Raw genomic sequence first — 17,662 nt, 5'->3', positions numbered from 1 at the left:
GTGAGCGAACCCGCGGCGGCGGAGTGGGTCAATCCGCTTCGTGACGAGAGGGATCGGCGGCTTCCCCGCATCGCGGGCCCGTGTGCGCTGGTGATCTTCGGGGTCACCGGCGACCTGGCCCGCCGGAAGCTGATGCCGGCGGTCTACGACCTCGCCAATCGTGGCCTGCTGCCGCCCGGGTTCGCTTTGATCGGCTTCGCCCGAAGGGACTGGGTGGACGAGGATTTCGGCCGGATCGTGCACGACGCGGTCAGGGCGAACTCGCGCACCCCCTTCCGGGAGGAGGTGTGGCAGCGACTCGCCGAGGGGATCCGCTTCGTCCAGGGCAGCTTCGACGACGAGGACGCGTTCGCCCAGCTCGCGACGACCCTCGCCGAGCTCGACAAGATCCGGGGCACGGGCGGCAATCACGCGTTCTACCTGTCGATTCCGCCGGATTCGTTCCCGGTGGTGTGCTCGCAGCTGTCGCGTTCGGGTCTGGCCGGCTCGGAGGACGGGCGCTGGAGCCGCGTCGTGATCGAGAAGCCGTTCGGGCACGACCTGGCCAGCGCCCGCGCGCTCAATGCCGTTGTCGGCGAGGTGTTTCCCGAGGATTCGGTGTTCCGCATCGACCACTACCTCGGCAAGGAAACGGTGCAGAACATCCTGGCGATGCGATTCGCGAACCAGCTGTTCGATCCGCTGTGGAACGCCCACTACGTCGACCACGTGCAGATCACCATGGCCGAGGACATCGGGCTCGGGGGCCGCGCCGGATACTACGACGGCATCGGCGCCGCGCGCGACGTCATCCAGAACCATCTGCTGCAGCTGCTCGCGTTCATCGCGATGGAGGAACCGATCAGCTTCGATCCGGCCGAACTGCGGGCCGAGAAGATCAAGGTGCTCTCGGCGACGCGGCTCGCCGAACCGCTCGACGAGACCACCGCGCGCGGACAGTACGTCGCGGGCTGGCAGAACGGCGGCGAGGTCGTCGGGTTGCACGAGGAGCAGGGTTTCGCGCCGGACTCGACGACGGAGACGTTCGCGGCGATCACCTGTGAGATCAACACCCGCCGTTGGGCGGGCGTGCCGTTCTATCTGCGCACCGGCAAGCGGCTGGGGCGTCGCGTCACCGAGATCGCGATCGTGTTCAAGCGGGCGCCGCACCTGCCGTTCGACGACACCATGACCACCGAGCTGGGCCAGAACGCGCTGGTGATCCGGGTGCAGCCGGACGAGGGCGTCACGCTCCGGTTCGGGTCGAAGGTGCCCGGGTCCTCGATGGAGGTCCGGGACGTGAACATGGACTTCAGCTACGGCCAGGCGTTCACCGAGTCGTCGCCGGAGGCGTACGAGCGGCTGATCCTCGACGTGCTGCTCGGCGAACCGTCGCTGTTCCCGGTCGACGAAGAGGTCGAGTTGTCCTGGAAGATCCTCGATCCGGTGCTCGAGCACTGGGCCGCCCACGGTGTCCCGGAACCGTACGAGGCCGGGACCTGGGGCCCGCCGTCGGCGGACGAGATGCTGCGCCGCTCCGGCCGCGAATGGAGGCGACCGTGAGGGTTCAGCTGCGCAACGCGACCGCGATCGACATCGGCAAGAAGCTCGTGGAGCTGCGCCGCAACGGTGGGGTCGTCACGCAGGGCCGCGTGCTCACGCTCGTGGTGTGCACCGACGGCGGTCGCGGTCTCGAACCGGCGATCGCCGCCGCGACCGCCGCGGCCCGCGAACATCCGTGTCGCGTCATCGTCGTCGGCCGGGTCAACGACGGCGACGTCCCGCGCATGGACGCCGAGATCCGTCTCGGTGGCGATGCCGGCGCGTCCGAGGTGCTGATCCTCGCGTTGCACGGACCCCTCGCGGACCATCAGGAGTCGGTGATCGTGCCGTTCCTGCTGCCGGACACCCCGATCGTCGTGTGGTGGCCGACGTCGCCGCCGGAGGTTCCCGCGAAGGACCCGGTGGGTCGCCTGGCGGTGCGCCGGTTGACCGATGCCACCAACGACGCCGATCCGATGGCCTCGATCGCTTCCCGGCGCGCCGGATACACCCCCGGCGACACCGACCTGGCGTGGGGCCGCATCACCTACTGGCGGGCGCTGCTGGTGTCGGCGCTCGACCAGGCCCCGCACGAGCCGATCGAGTCGGCGCGTGTGTCGGGGCTGGCGAACGAGCCTGCGCTGGATCTGCTCGCGGGCTGGCTCGCCAGCCGGATCGACGGGCCGGTGCAGCGTGCGATCGGCAAGCTGCAGGTGGAGCTGCGCACCCGGTCGCAGACGATCGAGCTGGTGCGTCCGCAGGACGGGCGCGTCGCCACGCTCAAGCGCACCGGGAAACCGGATTCGCTGATCACCCTGGCGCGTCGGGACTCGTGGGAGTGCCTCGCCGAGGAACTGCGACGGCTCGACCCCGACGAGGTCTACCACTCTGCACTCAACGGCATCTCGAAGGTGGAATATGTCTGATGCACCGGTCCGCGTCGAACGTTTCGCCTCGAGCGAGGCACTGGTCGGCGCGGCGGCGTCCGCGTTCGTCGACGCGGTGGTCACCGCGCAGCGTGAGCGGGTGAGCGCGTCGGTGGTGCTGACCGGCGGCGGCACCGGCATCGCGGTGCTCGAGCAGGTGTGCCGGGAGCAGGGCGGCATCGACTGGTCCGCGATCGACGTGTACTTCGGCGACGAGCGGTTCCTGCCCCCGGGCGACCCGGACCGCAACGAGGTGCAGGCGCGGGCGGCGCTGCTCGATCGGGTGCCGATCGATCCCGCGCGCATCCACGTGATGCCGGCGCTCGGGGAACCGGGCGGCGCGTCCCCAGCGACTTCCGCCGAGGCGTACGCGCGGGTGCTGGCCGCGCACTCCCCCGACGGCACGGTGCCCACGTTCGATGTGCATCTGCTCGGGATGGGCGGGGAAGGCCACATCAATTCGCTGTTCCCGGACACCGCCGCGGTGCGCGAGTCCGAGAAGTTCGTCGTCGGCGTCGACGATTCCCCGAAGCCGCCGCCGGCGCGGGTCACGTTGACGTTGCCCGCGGTTCGCCGCTCGCGGCAGGTGTGGTTCCTGGTGACCGGCGCGGCGAAGGCCGACGCGGTCGCGGCTGCGGTGGCCGGCGCCGATCCGGTCGATATCCCGGCGGCCGGGGCGCGCGGTCTCGAGCAGACGGTGTGGTTCGTCGACACCGAGGCGGCGGCGGGTCTGCCGGACGCCTGAGCACGCGGGCGGTCATCGTTCCCGTCCGTCGCTGCGGGTGTCGTCCGGGCGGGTGTCCGAGCCCGGCGTTCCGTCCCCGGCCGGCGTGCCGCATCCCAGCCTGATCGCGCTTCGCGGCCGGGATGCCGTGCGCAGCAAGCCCATTCGCGATCGTGTGCGTACGCAGTGCGTCGAGCGTGGTTCCATGGTCGGTGTTCCTCCCCCGTCGGGGACGACAGTGCTCGTCCTTACCTCTTTCGACGCGGCGCTCACTCGGTCGGTTCCACTCCGTTCGCACAACCCGAATCCCCCGTACCGTTGTGGTCGACAGATGACGGTGGCGCCCCCGTGTCCGACGGCAGGGCACCGCTCAGCGTGGAAGTGCCGACCGATCCGGTCAACCGACGCAATCCGCATTGTCCTGACCGGAACGACCGATTCAGCACGCTCTCACCGGCCGTTGCGTAGAACCCGTTCGATCGGATGCAAGAACTCACCTCACCGCGCCGCGAGCACGGGGCTCGTCTCCTTCCTCTCGGTGGATGCTCTGAGACTGCGCCAAGTAGTACCTCCGGCGCAGGCAAGGAGGATCCCGGTGACGATGAATACCGCACCGATACCCGTAATCCCCGACGCAACGCCTGCGCCCGCAGGGATGACAACCTGTCCGAGCCGATTGGCAGTCAAACGCAGCGACAAGGCCGCGGCTTGATCGGATCGCCCCGCGATCTCCACAACCCAGGTCATGGTGAGTGGTTGACCGACTCCCCAGAAGAATCCCGCGACCGCCAGCAGCACACCGATGACAACCTGATCGGACACCACGGCGACCAGTGCCATCGGGGCAGCAGAGAGGATCGGAGCGCTGATCAACAGCGATTTTCGATCGATATATCGCAGCATTGTCGGCAGCAAGAGACGGGAGACAATGGCTGCGAGGGTGCGGACAGTCAGCAGAACTGTCACTGCCAGCACGCTCAACCCCAACTGTTCCCCCAGGACCGGCAGGTAAGCTGCCAGCAGATCGAGTGCTACCAACACCATCAGACTGCTGTAGATCGCCGGTTTCATACCCCTTTCGCCCAAAAGCGAGGGCAGCGAACGTTTTTGGTACTCCAATAGGCTGGAATCGGCGCGGCGGTCCTGGCGGGAAATCAACCACCCGAACGGGACCGCAACGAGTGCTACGGCCGCCATGGCACCGAGGGCGACCGTTGTTCCCGTTGTCCCGCCTCCGACTCCTGTTGCTGCCAGTACTCCAGCGAGGGGAATTCCGACGAGCTGCCCCAGGGACACTGCCAGACTCCAACCCCCGAAACGACGGTCCCTGCGTCGCGGTGAGGACATCGCCGAGACGATGCCCTGACCGGCGACGGTGGTCAGCATCTGCGCGAATCCGAGAAGAACGAATCCCGCGGTCGTGGCAGTGAGGCCGGGACCGATGGCTATGAGCGCCGGAGCGACGACCGTGAGAACGACACCGGATCGCAGCACGGCCAGTGCGTGCCGCCGGTCCACAGCCCGTCCGGTCGGCACGGCCAGCAGGAGTGGCGCCAAGGAGAACACTGCGGTCAGTATGCCGATCAGAGCGACGCTGCCTCCGAGTTCGAGGACTCGGTAGGAGACGAGGACTCGGGCACCGGAGTAGGTCGCCTGAGTGAAGGCCGTCAGAATCAGGACGTGGGTATACCAGTGCTTCATTCCGGACTCGTTCCTGTACGCGGAGGGTTACCAGGCGTAGAAGCCCTGCCCGGTCTTCTTTCCCAGATCGCCGCGGGCGACCATGGTGCGCAACAGGGACGGCGGCGCGAATCGCTCGCCGAGTTTGTCGTGCAGATATTCGGCGACTGCGAGTCGGATGTCCAGACCCACCAGGTCCGTGGAGCGCAGTGGACCCACGGGGTGTCGATATCCGAGTTCCATTGCCCTGTCGATGGATTCGACGTCGGTGACACCTTCCTCGACCATACGGATAGCCTCGAGCCCCAGCATCACGCCGAGCCGGCTGGTCGCGAATCCGGGTGAGTCGTTCACGACGATCGGCGTCTTTCCGAGTTCGGTTGCCCACTCGGTTGCAGCAGTGACCACCTTGTCATCGGTGCTGTCGGTCCGGACGATCTCCAGGAGAGCCGAGGCCGGTACCGGGTTGAAGAAGTGGGTACCCAGGAACCGCTCCGGTCGTCGTAGTACCGATGCCAGCTCCCCGATGCTCAAAGAGCTTGTGTTGCTGGCGAGAACGGCCGTATCGGCGATCCGGTTCTCCGCTTCGGCCAGCACCGCAACCTTGATCTCGGGTACCTCGGGTACTGCCTCGATCACGAGTTCGGTCTCGGTCGGCAGTTCCGACGGTGTACCGACGACCTCGATGCGCCGGAGAATGTTCTGAGGCGTGTCGTCGAGCAGTCCTCGTTTGTCCGAGTGCTCGAGCCCTCGGGCGACGCGGTCGAGGACCCCGGTGGGATCGGCGGGTTCGGTGACCACCAGTTGAGCACCGGCGGCGGCGAACACCTGGGCGATTCCGGCGCCCATCCTGCCGCCGCCGAGGACACCGACGGTCTTCGGGATAGTGTTCATATCTTCCTCTTCTGCTGAGATCTGTTCCATGGCGAGAGTCGATCGCGGGTTCGATGACCTCAACTGAGATCGACTCGTTGTGGCGTTTCGACAAGTTCGTCGAAGACGAGGGCGTCGGAGCGCGAGCGCAGCCGGCCGGCTGGACCCTGGTTCGGGCCGACCAGCATCGGTGCGGCTGTAAGCAGACTCGAGGCGCCGAGAATCAGGCAGGACGTGGCAAAGCGCACCTGTAGGCCCTGTTCTCGGCATTCGGCAGCTGATATGTCAGCGACGTGCGCCTACGCGGCTTCGATGAGCAGGCTGACTCCTTGACCTACCCCCACGCACAAGGAGGCCATGGCGCGGCGCGCACGTTCCTGTTTCATTCGGGCCAGCAGTGTCACCACGATCCGGGCGCCGGAACTGCCGAGCGGATGCCCCAGAGCGATGGCACCACCGTTGCGGTTGACAATTTCGGGATCGAGGTCGAGTTCGTCGAGGACGGCCAGGGCTTGGGCGGCGAAAGCTTCGTTGAGTTCGACCGCGTCCAGATCGTTTGTGCTCCAGCCGGCGCGGGCGAGTGCCTTGTGTGTGGCAGGTACCGGCCCCAGCCCCATCAGATGGGGGGCGACCCCGGCGGCAGCGTTGGCAACGATGCGAGCCTTGGGGACCAGCCCGTGGCGGGTGACCGCCTCCGCGCTGGCCAGAACGACGGCCGCGGCTCCGTCCGCCAGCGCCGATGACGACCCGGCGGTGACGATGCCGTCGGTGCGGAACACGGTCCGCAATCCGGCCAGGGTATCCAGGTCCAGAGCGCGCCGTGGATTCTCATCCTGAGTCACCGACTTGTCCCCGTGCGGGACGGGGACGATTTCGTCGTCGAAGCGGCCGTTGTCGATGGCGTCGACAGCTCGGGCATGGCTGCGCAGGGCGAAGGTGTCGCTACGAGTGCGGGTGATGTTGTGCAGAGCAGCGACCTCTTCGGCGGTTTCTCCCATGCTCAGGGTGATCGGTTCGTCAGTGGCGGCGTCGTGGTCGAGGAAGGCCGGATTGGTGAAGCGCCAGCCGATGGCGGTGTCGAAGGTCGGGCCGGGCCCGGCCCAGGCCTTGGTCGGTTTGGCCGAGACCCAGGGTGCGCGAGTCATCGATTCGGTGCCGCCGGCAACGACGACGTCGGCGTCACCGCAGCGAATCGACTGGGCCGCAGTGATAATCGCTGTCAACCCGCTGGCGCAGAGTCGATTTACCGTGTACCCCGGGATGCTGTGCGGAAGTCCTGCGAGCAGGAGCGCCATCCGTGCGACGTTGCGATTGTCTTCTCCGGCCTGGTTGGTGGCACCGAAGATCACTTCGTCCACGCACTCGGTGGGCACTCGAGCGCGTTCGAGGACGTTACCCAATACCTGGGCGGCGAGATCGTCCGGGCGCCGGTGCGCCAGGGCACCACCGTATTTGCCGATCGGTGTGCGGACACCGTCGATCAAGAACACCTCTGTCATATGGTTCCTTCGGAAGGTAGGTCAGCTGTTGTAGTTGAAGGCGTCTTTCCATACGGCGACGACATCTTTCTGACGTGCGGCTTGATCTTCTGGAGTGAACACCTGGAAAGTCGGATCGTCGGGTCCGGGGAGCACGTAGCCGTTGCTGGCGAGTTCTCCCAGATCCGAACGGGAGGGGACGAATCCCTGAGCGGCAGCGAAACGTTGGCCGGATTTCGACATCTGCCAGTTCATGAAGACTTGTGCGGCGGGGTTGTCCTGCCCACGAGTGGTCAGCCCGAGGGGGGTGTAGGCTCCCGAGGCTCCTGCGGCGGGGAGGACCATCGTCACCGGTGCTCCCGAGCGGGCCAGCGCGACTCCGTTGTTCAGCCCGAGTGTCGCCACCGCGATCTCGCCGCGTGTGAGCGCTTCGATCTGCACCGAGGCGCTGTCGTAGACGCGGGGAGACAGCTCTCCCATCTGCGCGAGATAGTCTTCGCCGAAGGTGCGGATCAGAAAGTCCATCAGCGCCAGGTTGTAGCTGCCGGCGCCGACCTGGACGAGACCGATGCGTTCGCGTAGGGATTCGTCGAGCAGGTCTTCCCAGTTCGCGGGTACCTGGTCACCGGTAAGCACGCGGTTGTTGAACGCGAACGAGTACAGCGAATAGAAGCTCGAGACGAACTTCCCCTCGTCGAACACGACGCCGTCGGCGTTCAGCTGCTCCTGATTCGGGGTGGTGTACGCAACGAGGACGTCGTTGTCGGCGAGCGTGGTGGCCGCCTTCATGTCTGTGGTGCGGATGACGTCGACCGAGAGACGGCCTGCTCCTGCCTCGCTGAGCACCCGTTCGAGGAGTTTGTTCGAGGGCATCCGGGTGAATTCGACCTCGATACCTGTCTCCTGGGTGAACCGCTCGACGGTCAGTTGTTCGGCTTCGTAACTCATTCCGCTGGCCAGGCTGACGGAGTGTTCGCGGGCGGCGGCGTAGAGTTCGGCGTCGGCGATTTCTTCCCCGTCGATCACCAGACCGTTGTCGGTGCTGATCGACGGCAGCGGAAGCAATTCCTCGACGGTGGACTGCGGGGCTGTACCGCAGGCGGTCAATGTCAAGGCCGTAGCGGTGGCCAACGCTGCCAGAGCGATGCGCTTCATGTGTGAACCTCGATGGTGTCGGAGCCGTATCGGCTCACTCGGCGATGCTCTTGCCGAACCGGCGTGGCAGGTAGGACAAGATGAACACGATCACGCAGTAGACCAGGCTCAACGCTGCTGCCTGCTGAAGTGCGCCACCGTTTTCGAACTGGTCGAAGATGGCAATCGACAAGATCTTGGTGTCGTTGGTGTAGAGGAACAGCGGAACGGTCAGCTCGCGCATGCTCAACATCAGCAGCATCAGGAAACTGGACGAGATCGCGACGCGCATCAACGGAACGGTGACGAAGGAGATGGCACGGTGGCGGCGCGCCCCGAGCAGCACTGCGGCGTCTTCGAGATCGCGATCCGTGGACTGGATCGCGGCCGCGATGCTTCGCACGCCTTGCGGCATCTGCACGGCGATGAAGGCGATGACCAATACCCACAGAGTGCCGTAGAGCTTGACCGGCATCATCAGCCACGTCCACAGAAGACCCATACCCAACACGATGGCCGGCACCGCCAGAGGCAGCATGGCGACCGACTCGATCAGGCCCCGGCCGCGAGCAGAGGTGCGGTAGACGACGTAGCCGACCAGGAACGCGATCACCGTCCCGACCGCGGCGGCGGCGAGTGCGACGACGATGCTGTTGCCGGCGATCTTCCAGAACGAGGCGGAACCGAGCACCGCGTGGAACGATTCGAGACCGAGCGCGCCGGGGGCGAACAGTTCGGAAAGCGATCCGGTGTACTGGGCGCGGCGCACCGCGATCACCGCGAGTGCGATCAGGGGCAGGATCACGGCGAGCATCAGGTATCCGAGGGCGAGGACGAAGGCCGGCCACCGCATGGCACCGAGACGAATCCGACGGGCCTTGACGCCTTTACCGGACACCGTGGTGTAGGAGCGCTTCGACAGGGCTCGACGCTGGAGCCACGTCGCGAAGAGCACCACCGCGACCATGAGCACGGCCAGGGCGGCCGCTTCGTTGCCCCGGGACGGGTAGCTGTTCATCATGCGGTAGATGAACGTGGGGACGGTGTCGATTCCGCCGGGGCTGGCCAGTACCTGAGCGACCGGGAAGTTCTCGAAGACGAGGACGAAGATGAGCAACGTCGAGCCCAGGATTGCCGGCAGGGCCAGCGGTATGGTCACCTGGCGGATCATCCGCCATGTCGAGCTGCCATGGACGACGGCGGCGTCCTCGAAATCGGGATTCATCATCGACATCGACGCATGGATCAGCAGAAAGGCGTACGGCGCGTAGAACATCGCCATGATCAGCACGATGCCGGGAATACTGTAGACGTTCATTTCGATGCCGAGGCCGATGTCTCGCGAGGCGATGTTGAGCAACCCGGCTCCGGGACTGCCGAGAATCGACCAGGCCAGTGCTCCGACGTAGGACGGTAGGAACATCGGGGTCAGACCGATGAGGTAGACCAGCGGCCGCATCGGAATGTCGGTGCGGGCCGTCAGGAACGCCACACTTCCACCGATGAGGACGGCGAGTACCGCTGACAAGACCGCGATGAGCAGTGAATTCGACGCGGCTCCGCGGATCGCCGGGTCGGCGAGGACAGCGAAGTTGCCGAGGGTGAAATCGAGCGAGATGCTACCTGGGCGAGGAATGTTGACGCTGAATGCGCCGAGAAGCACGAAGCCTGCCGGTATCAGGATCAGGAAGCCGAGAACGAGGAGCAGCGGCAGGCTCGGGCGCCAGCTGCTTCGTGTGCGTGCGCGCTTGTTCGGCATCGGCGTCGTCGAGGAGCTACTCGATGGTGACGGTGGTGCCGGCGGTGCCACGGTGTCGATACTCATGCTGCAACCTCGAGAGTCTCGGTGGGGACGGTGTCGTCGGGCAGGACGAGTACGCGTTCGGGACGCACCCGCACGGTCACGGGCTCGCCTGCGGCTCTTGCGGAGCCGGGCGTTTCGGTGCAGGTGGCTTCGATCCGCGCTCCACCATCGAGTTCGATCTGGTACCGGACGGTCGCTCCCTGGAAGACCGCGACGGTCACCGTGCCGCTCCAACTGTTGGGTGCGCCGGCCTCCGGGAGAGCCGGGGCGGACTCGACCAGGACGTCCTCGGGCCGGAAGCAAACACTCGCCTCGCCGTGAACGCGCTGGTCCTCGGCAACGACACTCATGGGGTACCCGGAGAGCTCGTAGTGCCCGTTGCCGTGTATCGCTCCGACCGAGAAGACATTGGCGACGCCGAGGAAACGTGCGATCGAGGCGCTGTTGGGTCGGCGGTACAGCTCGGCAGGGGCGGCGAGCTGCGTGATGTATCCGGACTGCATGATCGCGATCCGATCGGCCAGAGCGAGCGCTTCCTGCTGGTCGTGGGTGACGTACATACTGGTCAGCCCCCGCTCGAGTTGGATCCGGCGAAGTTCGACGCGCAGGTCGTCGCGCAGTCGTGCGTCCAGGTTCGACAGTGGTTCGTCGAGCAGGAGCACACTCGGTTCCATTGCCATCGACCGTGCCAGCGCGACTCGCTGCATCTGCCCACCGCTGAGCTGGCTGGCGCCGCGGTCGGCGAGATGGGCCAGGCCCACCATCTCCAAAGTGGCCAGAGCGCGGCGCCGGATGTCCTTCTTCGGGACCTTCTTCAGCTGCAACGGGAAGCTGACGTTCTCCAGCACTGTTTTGTGCGGCCAGACCGCGTACGACTGGAACACCATGCCGACGTTTCGTTTGAACGACGGCACGTTGGTGTTCGAGTTGTAATCGAACACCGTGGTCTCGCCGATGGCGATGGACCCTCCGGTGGGTTGTTCCAAACCGGCGATGCACCGCATGGTGCTGGTCTTTCCGCAGCCGGATTGTCCCAGCAGTACCACGGACTCACCATCATCGATGGTGAGATCCAAGCTCTTGACGGCGGTGAAGTCTCCGTAGGTGAGGTTCAGCTTCGACAATGAGACTTTCATCGTTGATCCTTTCCGGGTGGTCCCGAAGGAATTTCCGATGGGCTGTCCCGCAGAATTTGGCAGATTCGCGCGCCGACTTATTCGTGTTCGGCGAGAACCTTTCGCACACCGAGGGAGTTTGCCCATAGTTGGGTCAAAGTGTTGTAGGCGACTTGCTCATCGAATTCCTCGCCGAGCGCCAGCCAGAAATACGCGAAGTTTCCTACCATCGCAGACAGGGCTGCAGCGGCCGTGTGTGCATCGAGTGTCGGATCCACCATGCCCAACTGCTGCAGTCTCGAAATGCTGCGTTCGATGCGGGCGGTGCTGCGGCGCCGGCCGATCAGACGCTGCTCTTCCAGGTACGGATCCATGGCGGAGACGAGTTCGTAGATCTTCATCATCCCGCGATTGCGGCGGTACACCTCGAGAAACCGGCGGTTGGCTGTATCGATTCGGAGCCATTCGCGACGTACCGGATCGGTCTCCTCGGTGAGAGTGTCCGCGTCCGATCTGGTCGCGGCGGCGTACTCGTCGGAGATCTCCGCGATGATTGCCCGCAGGATTTCCTGCTTCGATTCGAAGTAGGTATAGAAGGTGCCGTGGGAGACGCCGGCCTCCTTTGCAATGTCGGCGACTCTGGCGTCGATGTATCCGTCCCGTTCGAACACGGTGCGGGCATGTTTCATCAACAGGGCACGCGTGCGCTTTCCCTTGGCGTTTTCACCCTTGCCGTACTGTTCGCGGCGCGCGGCCGACGTTCCCGGTCCTTCTGTTGCCACTTCAGTCACCTCTCCGCTGCGACCGGTTCCGATTGAGCCTCCGCCTGGCCGAGTGCTCAGCGGATGCAGATTCTCCGGTCAGTGCCCGACCGAGAACCAGTTGGTGCACTTCGGAAGCGCCTTCGTAGGCCGGAACCGATTCGAGATTGTTGATATGTCGGATGACAGGGTATTCGAGGTTGATTCCGTGGGCGCCGAGCGGTACGTGGAGTATCCGAGGTGCCGAGATGCGGGCCATGGAACGTCCTTCGAGGAGGCGGCGCAGCAGGTGATGTCAGCGGGAGATCAAGTCCCACAGTCGAGCGGCACCGGCCGTGGCTGCGATGCGGCCGAGGCGTCGGGACCAGAAGGTGTGGCTGCCGAATTCCTCCCGCCATGACCACATTCGGCGGGTCGACAGTTGCAGGTCGTATTCGACGGTGGTGCCCATCGCCCCGTGCATCTGGTGTGCCATCCGGGCGACGGAGGTCGCCGCCTGGGAGGTGAGGATCTTCGCGGTGGCGGTGTCCGTTTCAGCGGCGCGAAGCGCCTGCTCCCAGGAGTGCTCGGCGAGGAGCCCAGCCACGCTGTTGATCGCCGATTCGGTGGCCAGACGGGCAGCGGCCGTGTCCTCGGCGGTGCGAGCGAGCATGTGGCCGACGGCCTGGAACTTGCCGAGCGGACGGCCGAATTGCTCGCGGACCTTCACGTAGTCGATGCTCAGGTCCAGGGCGCGTTGTGTGGCACCGGCCAGCGCGACCGAGCGAACCAGGGCACCGGCAAGGGTCCAGGCGACCGGATCGACAGGACCGACGACCATCGAATCGGTGACCGCCAGCGCCGACGCCGTGACGGTATCGCGTGGTTCGGCAGCGAGGTTGCGGCGCCCGGTGATGTCGAGTGCCGCGCTGTCGACCAGCACCAGGACGTGCTCGTCGTCGCGGCGGCACGGAATCAACACCTGGTCGGCGTCGCGCGCCCACGGTACCCGTCGCACGGTGCCTTCGAGAACGGTGCCGGTCGGGGTATCGGTGAGGGTCATCGTGTGTGGATCCGGGACGACGGTGACGACGTGTTCGTGCTGCACGTCGCTGTATCTCCCTGCGGCACCGAGCCATTGCCCAGCGAGAACGACATGTTCGGCGTAGGGCACGGGCACCGATCCGGCTGCGCACAGCCGGAGTACTTCCAGTGCGTCGGCGAGGTCTCCGCCGGAGCCGCCTTGGTCTTCGGGTACGGCCAGACCGAGCAGACCCAACTCGAGGAAGGTCTTCCAGATCGTGGGAAGTTCGGTGCCGGTGCGTTCCCACGCTCGCACGGTCTCGGTGTCGCATTCGGCGGCGGTGGCGCGAACCACCGTGTCGGTCAGCATCGGGTCGACGGTGGTCGTCATCGCATGAGCTCCTTCGCAGCGACCGAGCGAAGGATTTCGCTGGTTCCTCCGCGGATGGTGAGAATGGGTGAGCGCTGGACGGCGCGGGCGAGTAGTTCTTCGAAGGTGTCCTCGGAGTCGGGATCGAGCTCGAGATCGGACAGTTCGCGGATGCGGTCGATGACGTCCTGCTCGAACGTCGTGGCCAGGTCCTTGACCAGCGCGGCTTCCGCGGCCGGCGCTTTCCCCTGGTCGATCATCCGGGCTACCGACAAGGACATGTTCCGCAAAGTGCGGTAGCGAGCGGTCAGATCGCCGACTGCTGCGAGTATGTCGGCCGGTGAGTCGGCGTCGAGGCGATCGACGAATTCGCGGAGCAGGACGAACGGGGTCATCCATCGATCCGGCCCGGAGCGCTCGTAGGCCAGTTCGTTACTGACCTGTTTCCATCCTTCTCCGATGGTGCCGACGACGTGCCGGTCCGGGACGAACACGTCGTCGAGGATGACCTCGTTGAAGTGGTGGCGGCCGTCGAGGGTGATGATCGGATTGACGGTGACCCCGTCGGCTCGCAGGTTGACGATCAGCTGGCTCAGTCCCTGGTGGCGGGTTGTTTCTGGAGGACTGGTACGGCACAACACGATGGAGTAGTCGGCCCAGTGCGCGCCGGAGGTCCATACTTTGGTGCCGTTGACGGTCCATCCGCCGTCGACCTTGACGGCCGTGGTGCGAACCGAGGCGAGATCGGAGCCTGCACCGGGTTCGCTCATTCCGATGGCGAATCCGCATTCGGCTTTGGCGATTGCGGGCAGGAACTCACGACGCAACTCCTCCGAGCCGAACTTGAGCAGGGTGGGTGCCGTCTGCCGATCGGCGGTCCAATGAGCGGAGATCGGGGCGCCGGCCGCCAGCAACTCCTCGCTGACGACGAAGCGGTCGACAGCAGTGCGACCCGAACCGCCGTACTCGACGGGGATGGACATACCGACCCAGCCGCGAGCGGCCAAGGCCCGGCTGAACTCGTGGTCGACAGTCCCCATTCCGAGGGCGGGGGTGCCGGGCGGAAGATTCTCGGCAAGGAACTCGCGCACTTGGTAGCGCAACGTGAGTTCGTCACCGGTGAGGGTGGTGGGAGGAAATCTCATGAAAAGTCCTTCACAGGGAACTTGAGGGCGGATGGCTCACCGCAGGCGTAGAACGAGATCGACTGCGGCAGCGCCATGTTCACGAACGATGAAGGGGTTGATCTCGAGATCGACCAGTCGTTCGTCGAGGGCGATTGCTACATGGGACAACGTGACGAGGGCATCGACGACGGCGTCGATGTCCGCTGGGGCGCTTCCACGGTAGCCTTCGAGCAGCGGCCAAGCGGTCAGGCTCCGCAACAACTGCAGGGCTCCTGCAGGGGTGACAGGGCACAGGTCCGATGCGATGTCGGCATAGATCTCGGCTCGGGATCCGCCGAATCCGACGGTGAGCACCGGGGGGTATCCGTCGCGGGGACCGTCGATCCCGATGATCAGTTCGAGGCCGGGCTCGGCCATCTGTTGAATCATGACCCCGTCGATCTCGGCGGTGGGCTCGGCCGCGGTGACCGTGCTGCGGATCTGTTCGACCGTCGCGGGCACATCGGCCAGGTGCACACCGATCCGGACGCCTCCGATCTCGGTCTTGTGGACGACATCGGGAGACTGGATCTTCAGGGCGAACGGGCCCCAACCGAGCGAGTCCGACACGGTCGTGGTGGTTGCCACGGAATTCTCGTCGATCAGAACCGCGTCCGGGACTTCGATGCCTGCAGCCGCGAGAAATCGACGGCCGGCCCATTCGGTGACGGAACCGGTCACTCCGGCCATCGATCGGACCGCTGCCTCGACGCGCGGGCGCGCTTCGTGGGCGGCGGGGGCGGGCGTCGCGCTGCGGCGCACCTTGCCGTGAGCGACGGCCATGTCGCGCATCGAGTTGAAGACCCCTACGCCGCTGCGGTGAAGGATGTCGTCGACGTCGGCACGGCCGTCCGGTGCGGCCATGTACACGAAGCTGATCGTCGTGTCGGTGGTGTCGGCGACTGTTGCCAGCTCGCGTGCCACTCGGGTTGCGCGGATCTTGTTCAGCCCCGTCAGCAGAACCACGAGATGATCGACTCCGGGGTCGTCGGCAACCATGCGGCAGACGGAGACGAACGCGGGATTGTCGGCGGTGAACAGTTGTGCGGTGACGTCCACGGGATTGGCCACCGAACCGAATTCCGGAACGATCTCGCCCAACGCTGCCGTGGTCTCGGGACGGAGTTCCGCCGTGTGAAGCCCCTGTTCGTGGAGGTGATCGACCAGGATGCTGCCGGCACCACCGGAGGTCGTGACGATGCCGACACGCTCGCCACGGGTAGCCCGGGAATCGAGAAGGGCGGCGAACACGTCGACCATCTCGTCGAGGTCGTCGACCATGATGGCACCGCGATTGCGGGAGAGCAGGACGAATGCGGCGTCGGATCCGATCATCGCCCCGGTATGGGACGCTGCTGCCTGTTTTCCGGCGTCGGTGCGACCGGAGCGCAGCACAACAACTCGCTTGCCGTATGCAGATGCAGCATCGAGGACCGCTTCCCAGGCGTGCCCGTCGGGCATTTCCTCGAGATAGATGCCGAGCACGGAAATTTCGGGTTCGGCAAGCAAGGTCAAGGCGACATCGGTGACCGAGAGGTCGGACTGGTTACCGGTCGATACCCATGCAGACAGCCCGATCCCCCGCCCGCGGCACTCGTAGACCAAGGCACCACCCAGGGCGCCACTCTGACCGACGTAGGCGATACCCGACGGGACTCCGAGATCTGAGGCCGGGGTCGAGAAAGTCGCCGTCAGATCCGTCGGGGTGAAGGCATAACCCTGGCAGTTCGGACCCAGCACGCGGATGCCGAGTCGGCGGGCAGTGGCGCCGATACGGTCCTGCATTTGTCGTCCCTGTTCCCCCAACTCGGCGAATCCGGAGGAGAACACCACAACTACCCTGACTCCGATGCTGCCGCAATCCTCGATCACGGATTCGACCTGCGCAGCACGCACCATGATCAGAGCGACATCGACCGGGTCGGCGATCTCCCGAACCGAGCCGTAGCAGCGCAGCCCCAGCAACTCCTCCTCTTTGGGGTTGACGGGATACAACGCGCCCTCGAACGTCGAATCCACCAGGTTCCTCAACGTTCGGAACGCCACACTCCCCTCGCGTCGCGAGGCACCCACAATTGCTATCCCTCTCGGGCGCAGCAACATCGGCACGGAATCACGATCGTCTGCGCGCTGCGGATCGAGGTCGGCATGGGGAAGGGTGTGGGTCATTGCAGCTCCTACGTGAGTCGACGGGAATACGGTCAGCAGCCGACGAAGTTCGGACGACGCCGTTCCGCCGCCGCCTTGACACCTTCGGTCCAGTCCTGGGTTTCGGAAAGGATCTGTTGCTCGACCTTCTCGCGGGCCATCGCAGCTTTGACGCGGTCCGCGAGGTCGCCGCGCATCGTGGCGCGGATCGCCCGGACGGCCAGTGGTGCAGCGGAAGCGATCTCCGTGGCGAATTCGATTGCAGCGCTGCCGATTTCCGATTCAGGCACAAGTCGATCGAGAAGTCCGATGTTCATCGCCTCCTCGGCGCCGACGTTCCGGCCGGTCATCAGCATCTCGAGGGCACGTTGCTGCCCGGTCACCGCGGGGAGCGTCTCGGTGAGCCCGAAGCCGTGATGGAACCCGATGGCGGCGAAGTTGGCGGAGAAACGTGCGCGACTCGAGCCGATCCGAAAGTCGGCGGCAAGAGCCAACCCGAGTCCGCCGCCGATGGCGGCGCCCTGGATGGCAGCCACAACCGGCAGCGGCTGCTCGAACAGGCGTTGCGCCTGGTCATAGGTATGCACGCGGTCGGCGTCGTATCGAGGTTTGCGGTTTCCGCCCTGGAAGTTCGCGCCGGCGCAGAAATGCTTTCCCTCACTGCACAATACGATCGCCCGGCATTGCGCGTCCTGCGACAGTTCCTCGAACGTGTCCGCCAACGCGCCGATCAGATCGGTGTCGAAGAAGTTGTTCGGGGCTCGGTGGATGCGAACGGTCGCCACATGTTGCACGAGTTCGACGGACAGATCGGAAGATGCATCGTTCATCGGAGTCATCCTTCAAGTCACAGCAGCCGCATCATCGTGATCGGCGCCACAAGGAGGACTCTAACTCGATGTCGACGTCGAAAACAAGGGGTGGGGCAATTTGCGTAGATTTGGGCGCGCGGCGAGACCG

At 65.4% G+C, this 17,662-nt stretch carries 14 protein-coding genes and 1 pseudogene; 3 read left to right on the top strand and 12 right to left on the bottom strand.

Annotated elements, in window-relative coordinates:
* Genes zwf through pgl form a run of 3 tightly spaced genes read left to right on the top strand, consistent with a single transcriptional unit; the run spans window position 1 to window position 3,192 of the window.
* Window positions 1–1,542, top strand: coding sequence for a glucose-6-phosphate dehydrogenase (zwf, locus tag M1M07_RS09130; RefSeq protein WP_248673918.1), 1,542 nt, complete (start codon window positions 1–3; stop codon window positions 1,540–1,542).
* The gene (gene opcA, locus M1M07_RS09125; RefSeq protein ID WP_368862560.1) at window positions 1,539–2,447 is read left to right on the top strand and encodes a glucose-6-phosphate dehydrogenase assembly protein OpcA; all 909 of its coding nucleotides are present in this window, start codon (window positions 1,539–1,541) and stop codon (window positions 2,445–2,447) included. Before zwf ends, opcA begins: the two co-directional genes overlap by 4 nt.
* Entirely contained in the window at window positions 2,440–3,192 is a 753-nt protein-coding gene (gene pgl, locus M1M07_RS09120; protein WP_197253150.1) for a 6-phosphogluconolactonase, read from the top strand. Before opcA ends, pgl begins: the two co-directional genes overlap by 8 nt.
* 477 nt (window positions 3,193–3,669) lie before the next feature.
* Here pgl and M1M07_RS09115 read toward each other — a convergent pair whose 3' ends face one another.
* The 12 genes and pseudogenes from M1M07_RS09115 to M1M07_RS09060 all read right to left on the bottom strand — a co-directional run bounded on the left by M1M07_RS09115 (window position 3,670) and on the right by M1M07_RS09060 (window position 17,532).
* The gene (locus M1M07_RS09115; RefSeq protein WP_197253149.1) at window positions 3,670–4,872 is read right to left on the bottom strand and encodes an MFS transporter; all 1,203 of its coding nucleotides are present in this window, start codon (window positions 4,870–4,872) and stop codon (window positions 3,670–3,672) included.
* Between the two features lie 27 nt (window positions 4,873–4,899).
* Window positions 4,900–5,745, bottom strand: coding sequence for a 3-hydroxyacyl-CoA dehydrogenase family protein (locus M1M07_RS09110; RefSeq protein ID WP_197253148.1), 846 nt, complete (start codon window positions 5,743–5,745; stop codon window positions 4,900–4,902).
* Window positions 5,746–6,023: 278 nt separating this feature from the next.
* Window positions 6,024–7,223, bottom strand: a complete 1,200-nt coding sequence (locus tag M1M07_RS09105; protein WP_197253147.1) for a thiolase family protein — start codon at window positions 7,221–7,223, stop codon at window positions 6,024–6,026.
* A gap of 21 nt (window positions 7,224–7,244) precedes the next feature.
* A complete protein-coding gene (locus tag M1M07_RS09100) occupies window positions 7,245–8,357 on the bottom strand; it encodes an ABC transporter substrate-binding protein (RefSeq protein ID WP_197253146.1) in 1,113 nt (370 codons plus the stop codon).
* A 34-nt stretch (window positions 8,358–8,391) separates the two neighbouring features.
* Complete coding sequence (locus M1M07_RS09095; protein WP_248673917.1) at window positions 8,392–10,161, bottom strand: iron ABC transporter permease; 1,770 nt, start codon at window positions 10,159–10,161, stop codon at window positions 8,392–8,394.
* A complete protein-coding gene (locus M1M07_RS09090; RefSeq protein WP_197253145.1) occupies window positions 10,158–11,276 on the bottom strand; it encodes an ABC transporter ATP-binding protein in 1,119 nt (372 codons plus the stop codon). The genes M1M07_RS09095 and M1M07_RS09090 overlap by 4 nt, the downstream gene beginning before the upstream one ends.
* Before the next feature lie 77 nt (window positions 11,277–11,353).
* Window positions 11,354–12,037: a TetR/AcrR family transcriptional regulator gene (locus M1M07_RS09085; RefSeq protein WP_197253144.1), complete on the bottom strand. Its 684-nt coding sequence runs from the start codon at window positions 12,035–12,037 to the stop codon at window positions 11,354–11,356.
* Window position 12,038: 1 nt separating this feature from the next.
* Window positions 12,039–12,236 (bottom strand): annotated as a pseudogene (locus M1M07_RS09080) (hypothetical protein); the annotation flags it as partial.
* A 75-nt stretch (window positions 12,237–12,311) separates the two neighbouring features.
* Window positions 12,312–13,409: an acyl-CoA dehydrogenase family protein gene (locus tag M1M07_RS09075; RefSeq protein WP_197253143.1), complete on the bottom strand. Its 1,098-nt coding sequence runs from the start codon at window positions 13,407–13,409 to the stop codon at window positions 12,312–12,314.
* Window positions 13,406–14,533: an acyl-CoA dehydrogenase family protein gene (locus M1M07_RS09070; RefSeq protein WP_197253142.1), complete on the bottom strand. Its 1,128-nt coding sequence runs from the start codon at window positions 14,531–14,533 to the stop codon at window positions 13,406–13,408. The genes M1M07_RS09075 and M1M07_RS09070 overlap by 4 nt, the downstream gene beginning before the upstream one ends.
* A 36-nt stretch (window positions 14,534–14,569) precedes the next feature.
* Window positions 14,570–16,657 carry an acetate--CoA ligase family protein gene (locus M1M07_RS09065; protein ID WP_231610926.1) on the bottom strand — a complete coding sequence of 696 codons (2,088 nt, stop codon included), beginning with the start codon at window positions 16,655–16,657 and terminating at the stop codon, window positions 14,570–14,572.
* A 98-nt stretch (window positions 16,658–16,755) separates the two neighbouring features.
* Window positions 16,756–17,532: an enoyl-CoA hydratase/isomerase family protein gene (locus M1M07_RS09060; RefSeq protein ID WP_197253140.1), complete on the bottom strand. Its 777-nt coding sequence runs from the start codon at window positions 17,530–17,532 to the stop codon at window positions 16,756–16,758.
* Between the last annotated feature and the right edge of the window lie 130 nt (window positions 17,533–17,662).

It is taken from the genome of Rhodococcus sp. HM1 (assembly GCF_023218075.1).
GTDB lineage: Bacteria > Actinomycetota > Actinomycetes > Mycobacteriales > Mycobacteriaceae > Rhodococcus.
The sequence above is the reverse complement of the archived record's forward strand: the minus strand, read 5'-3'. Positions and strand labels throughout refer to the sequence as shown.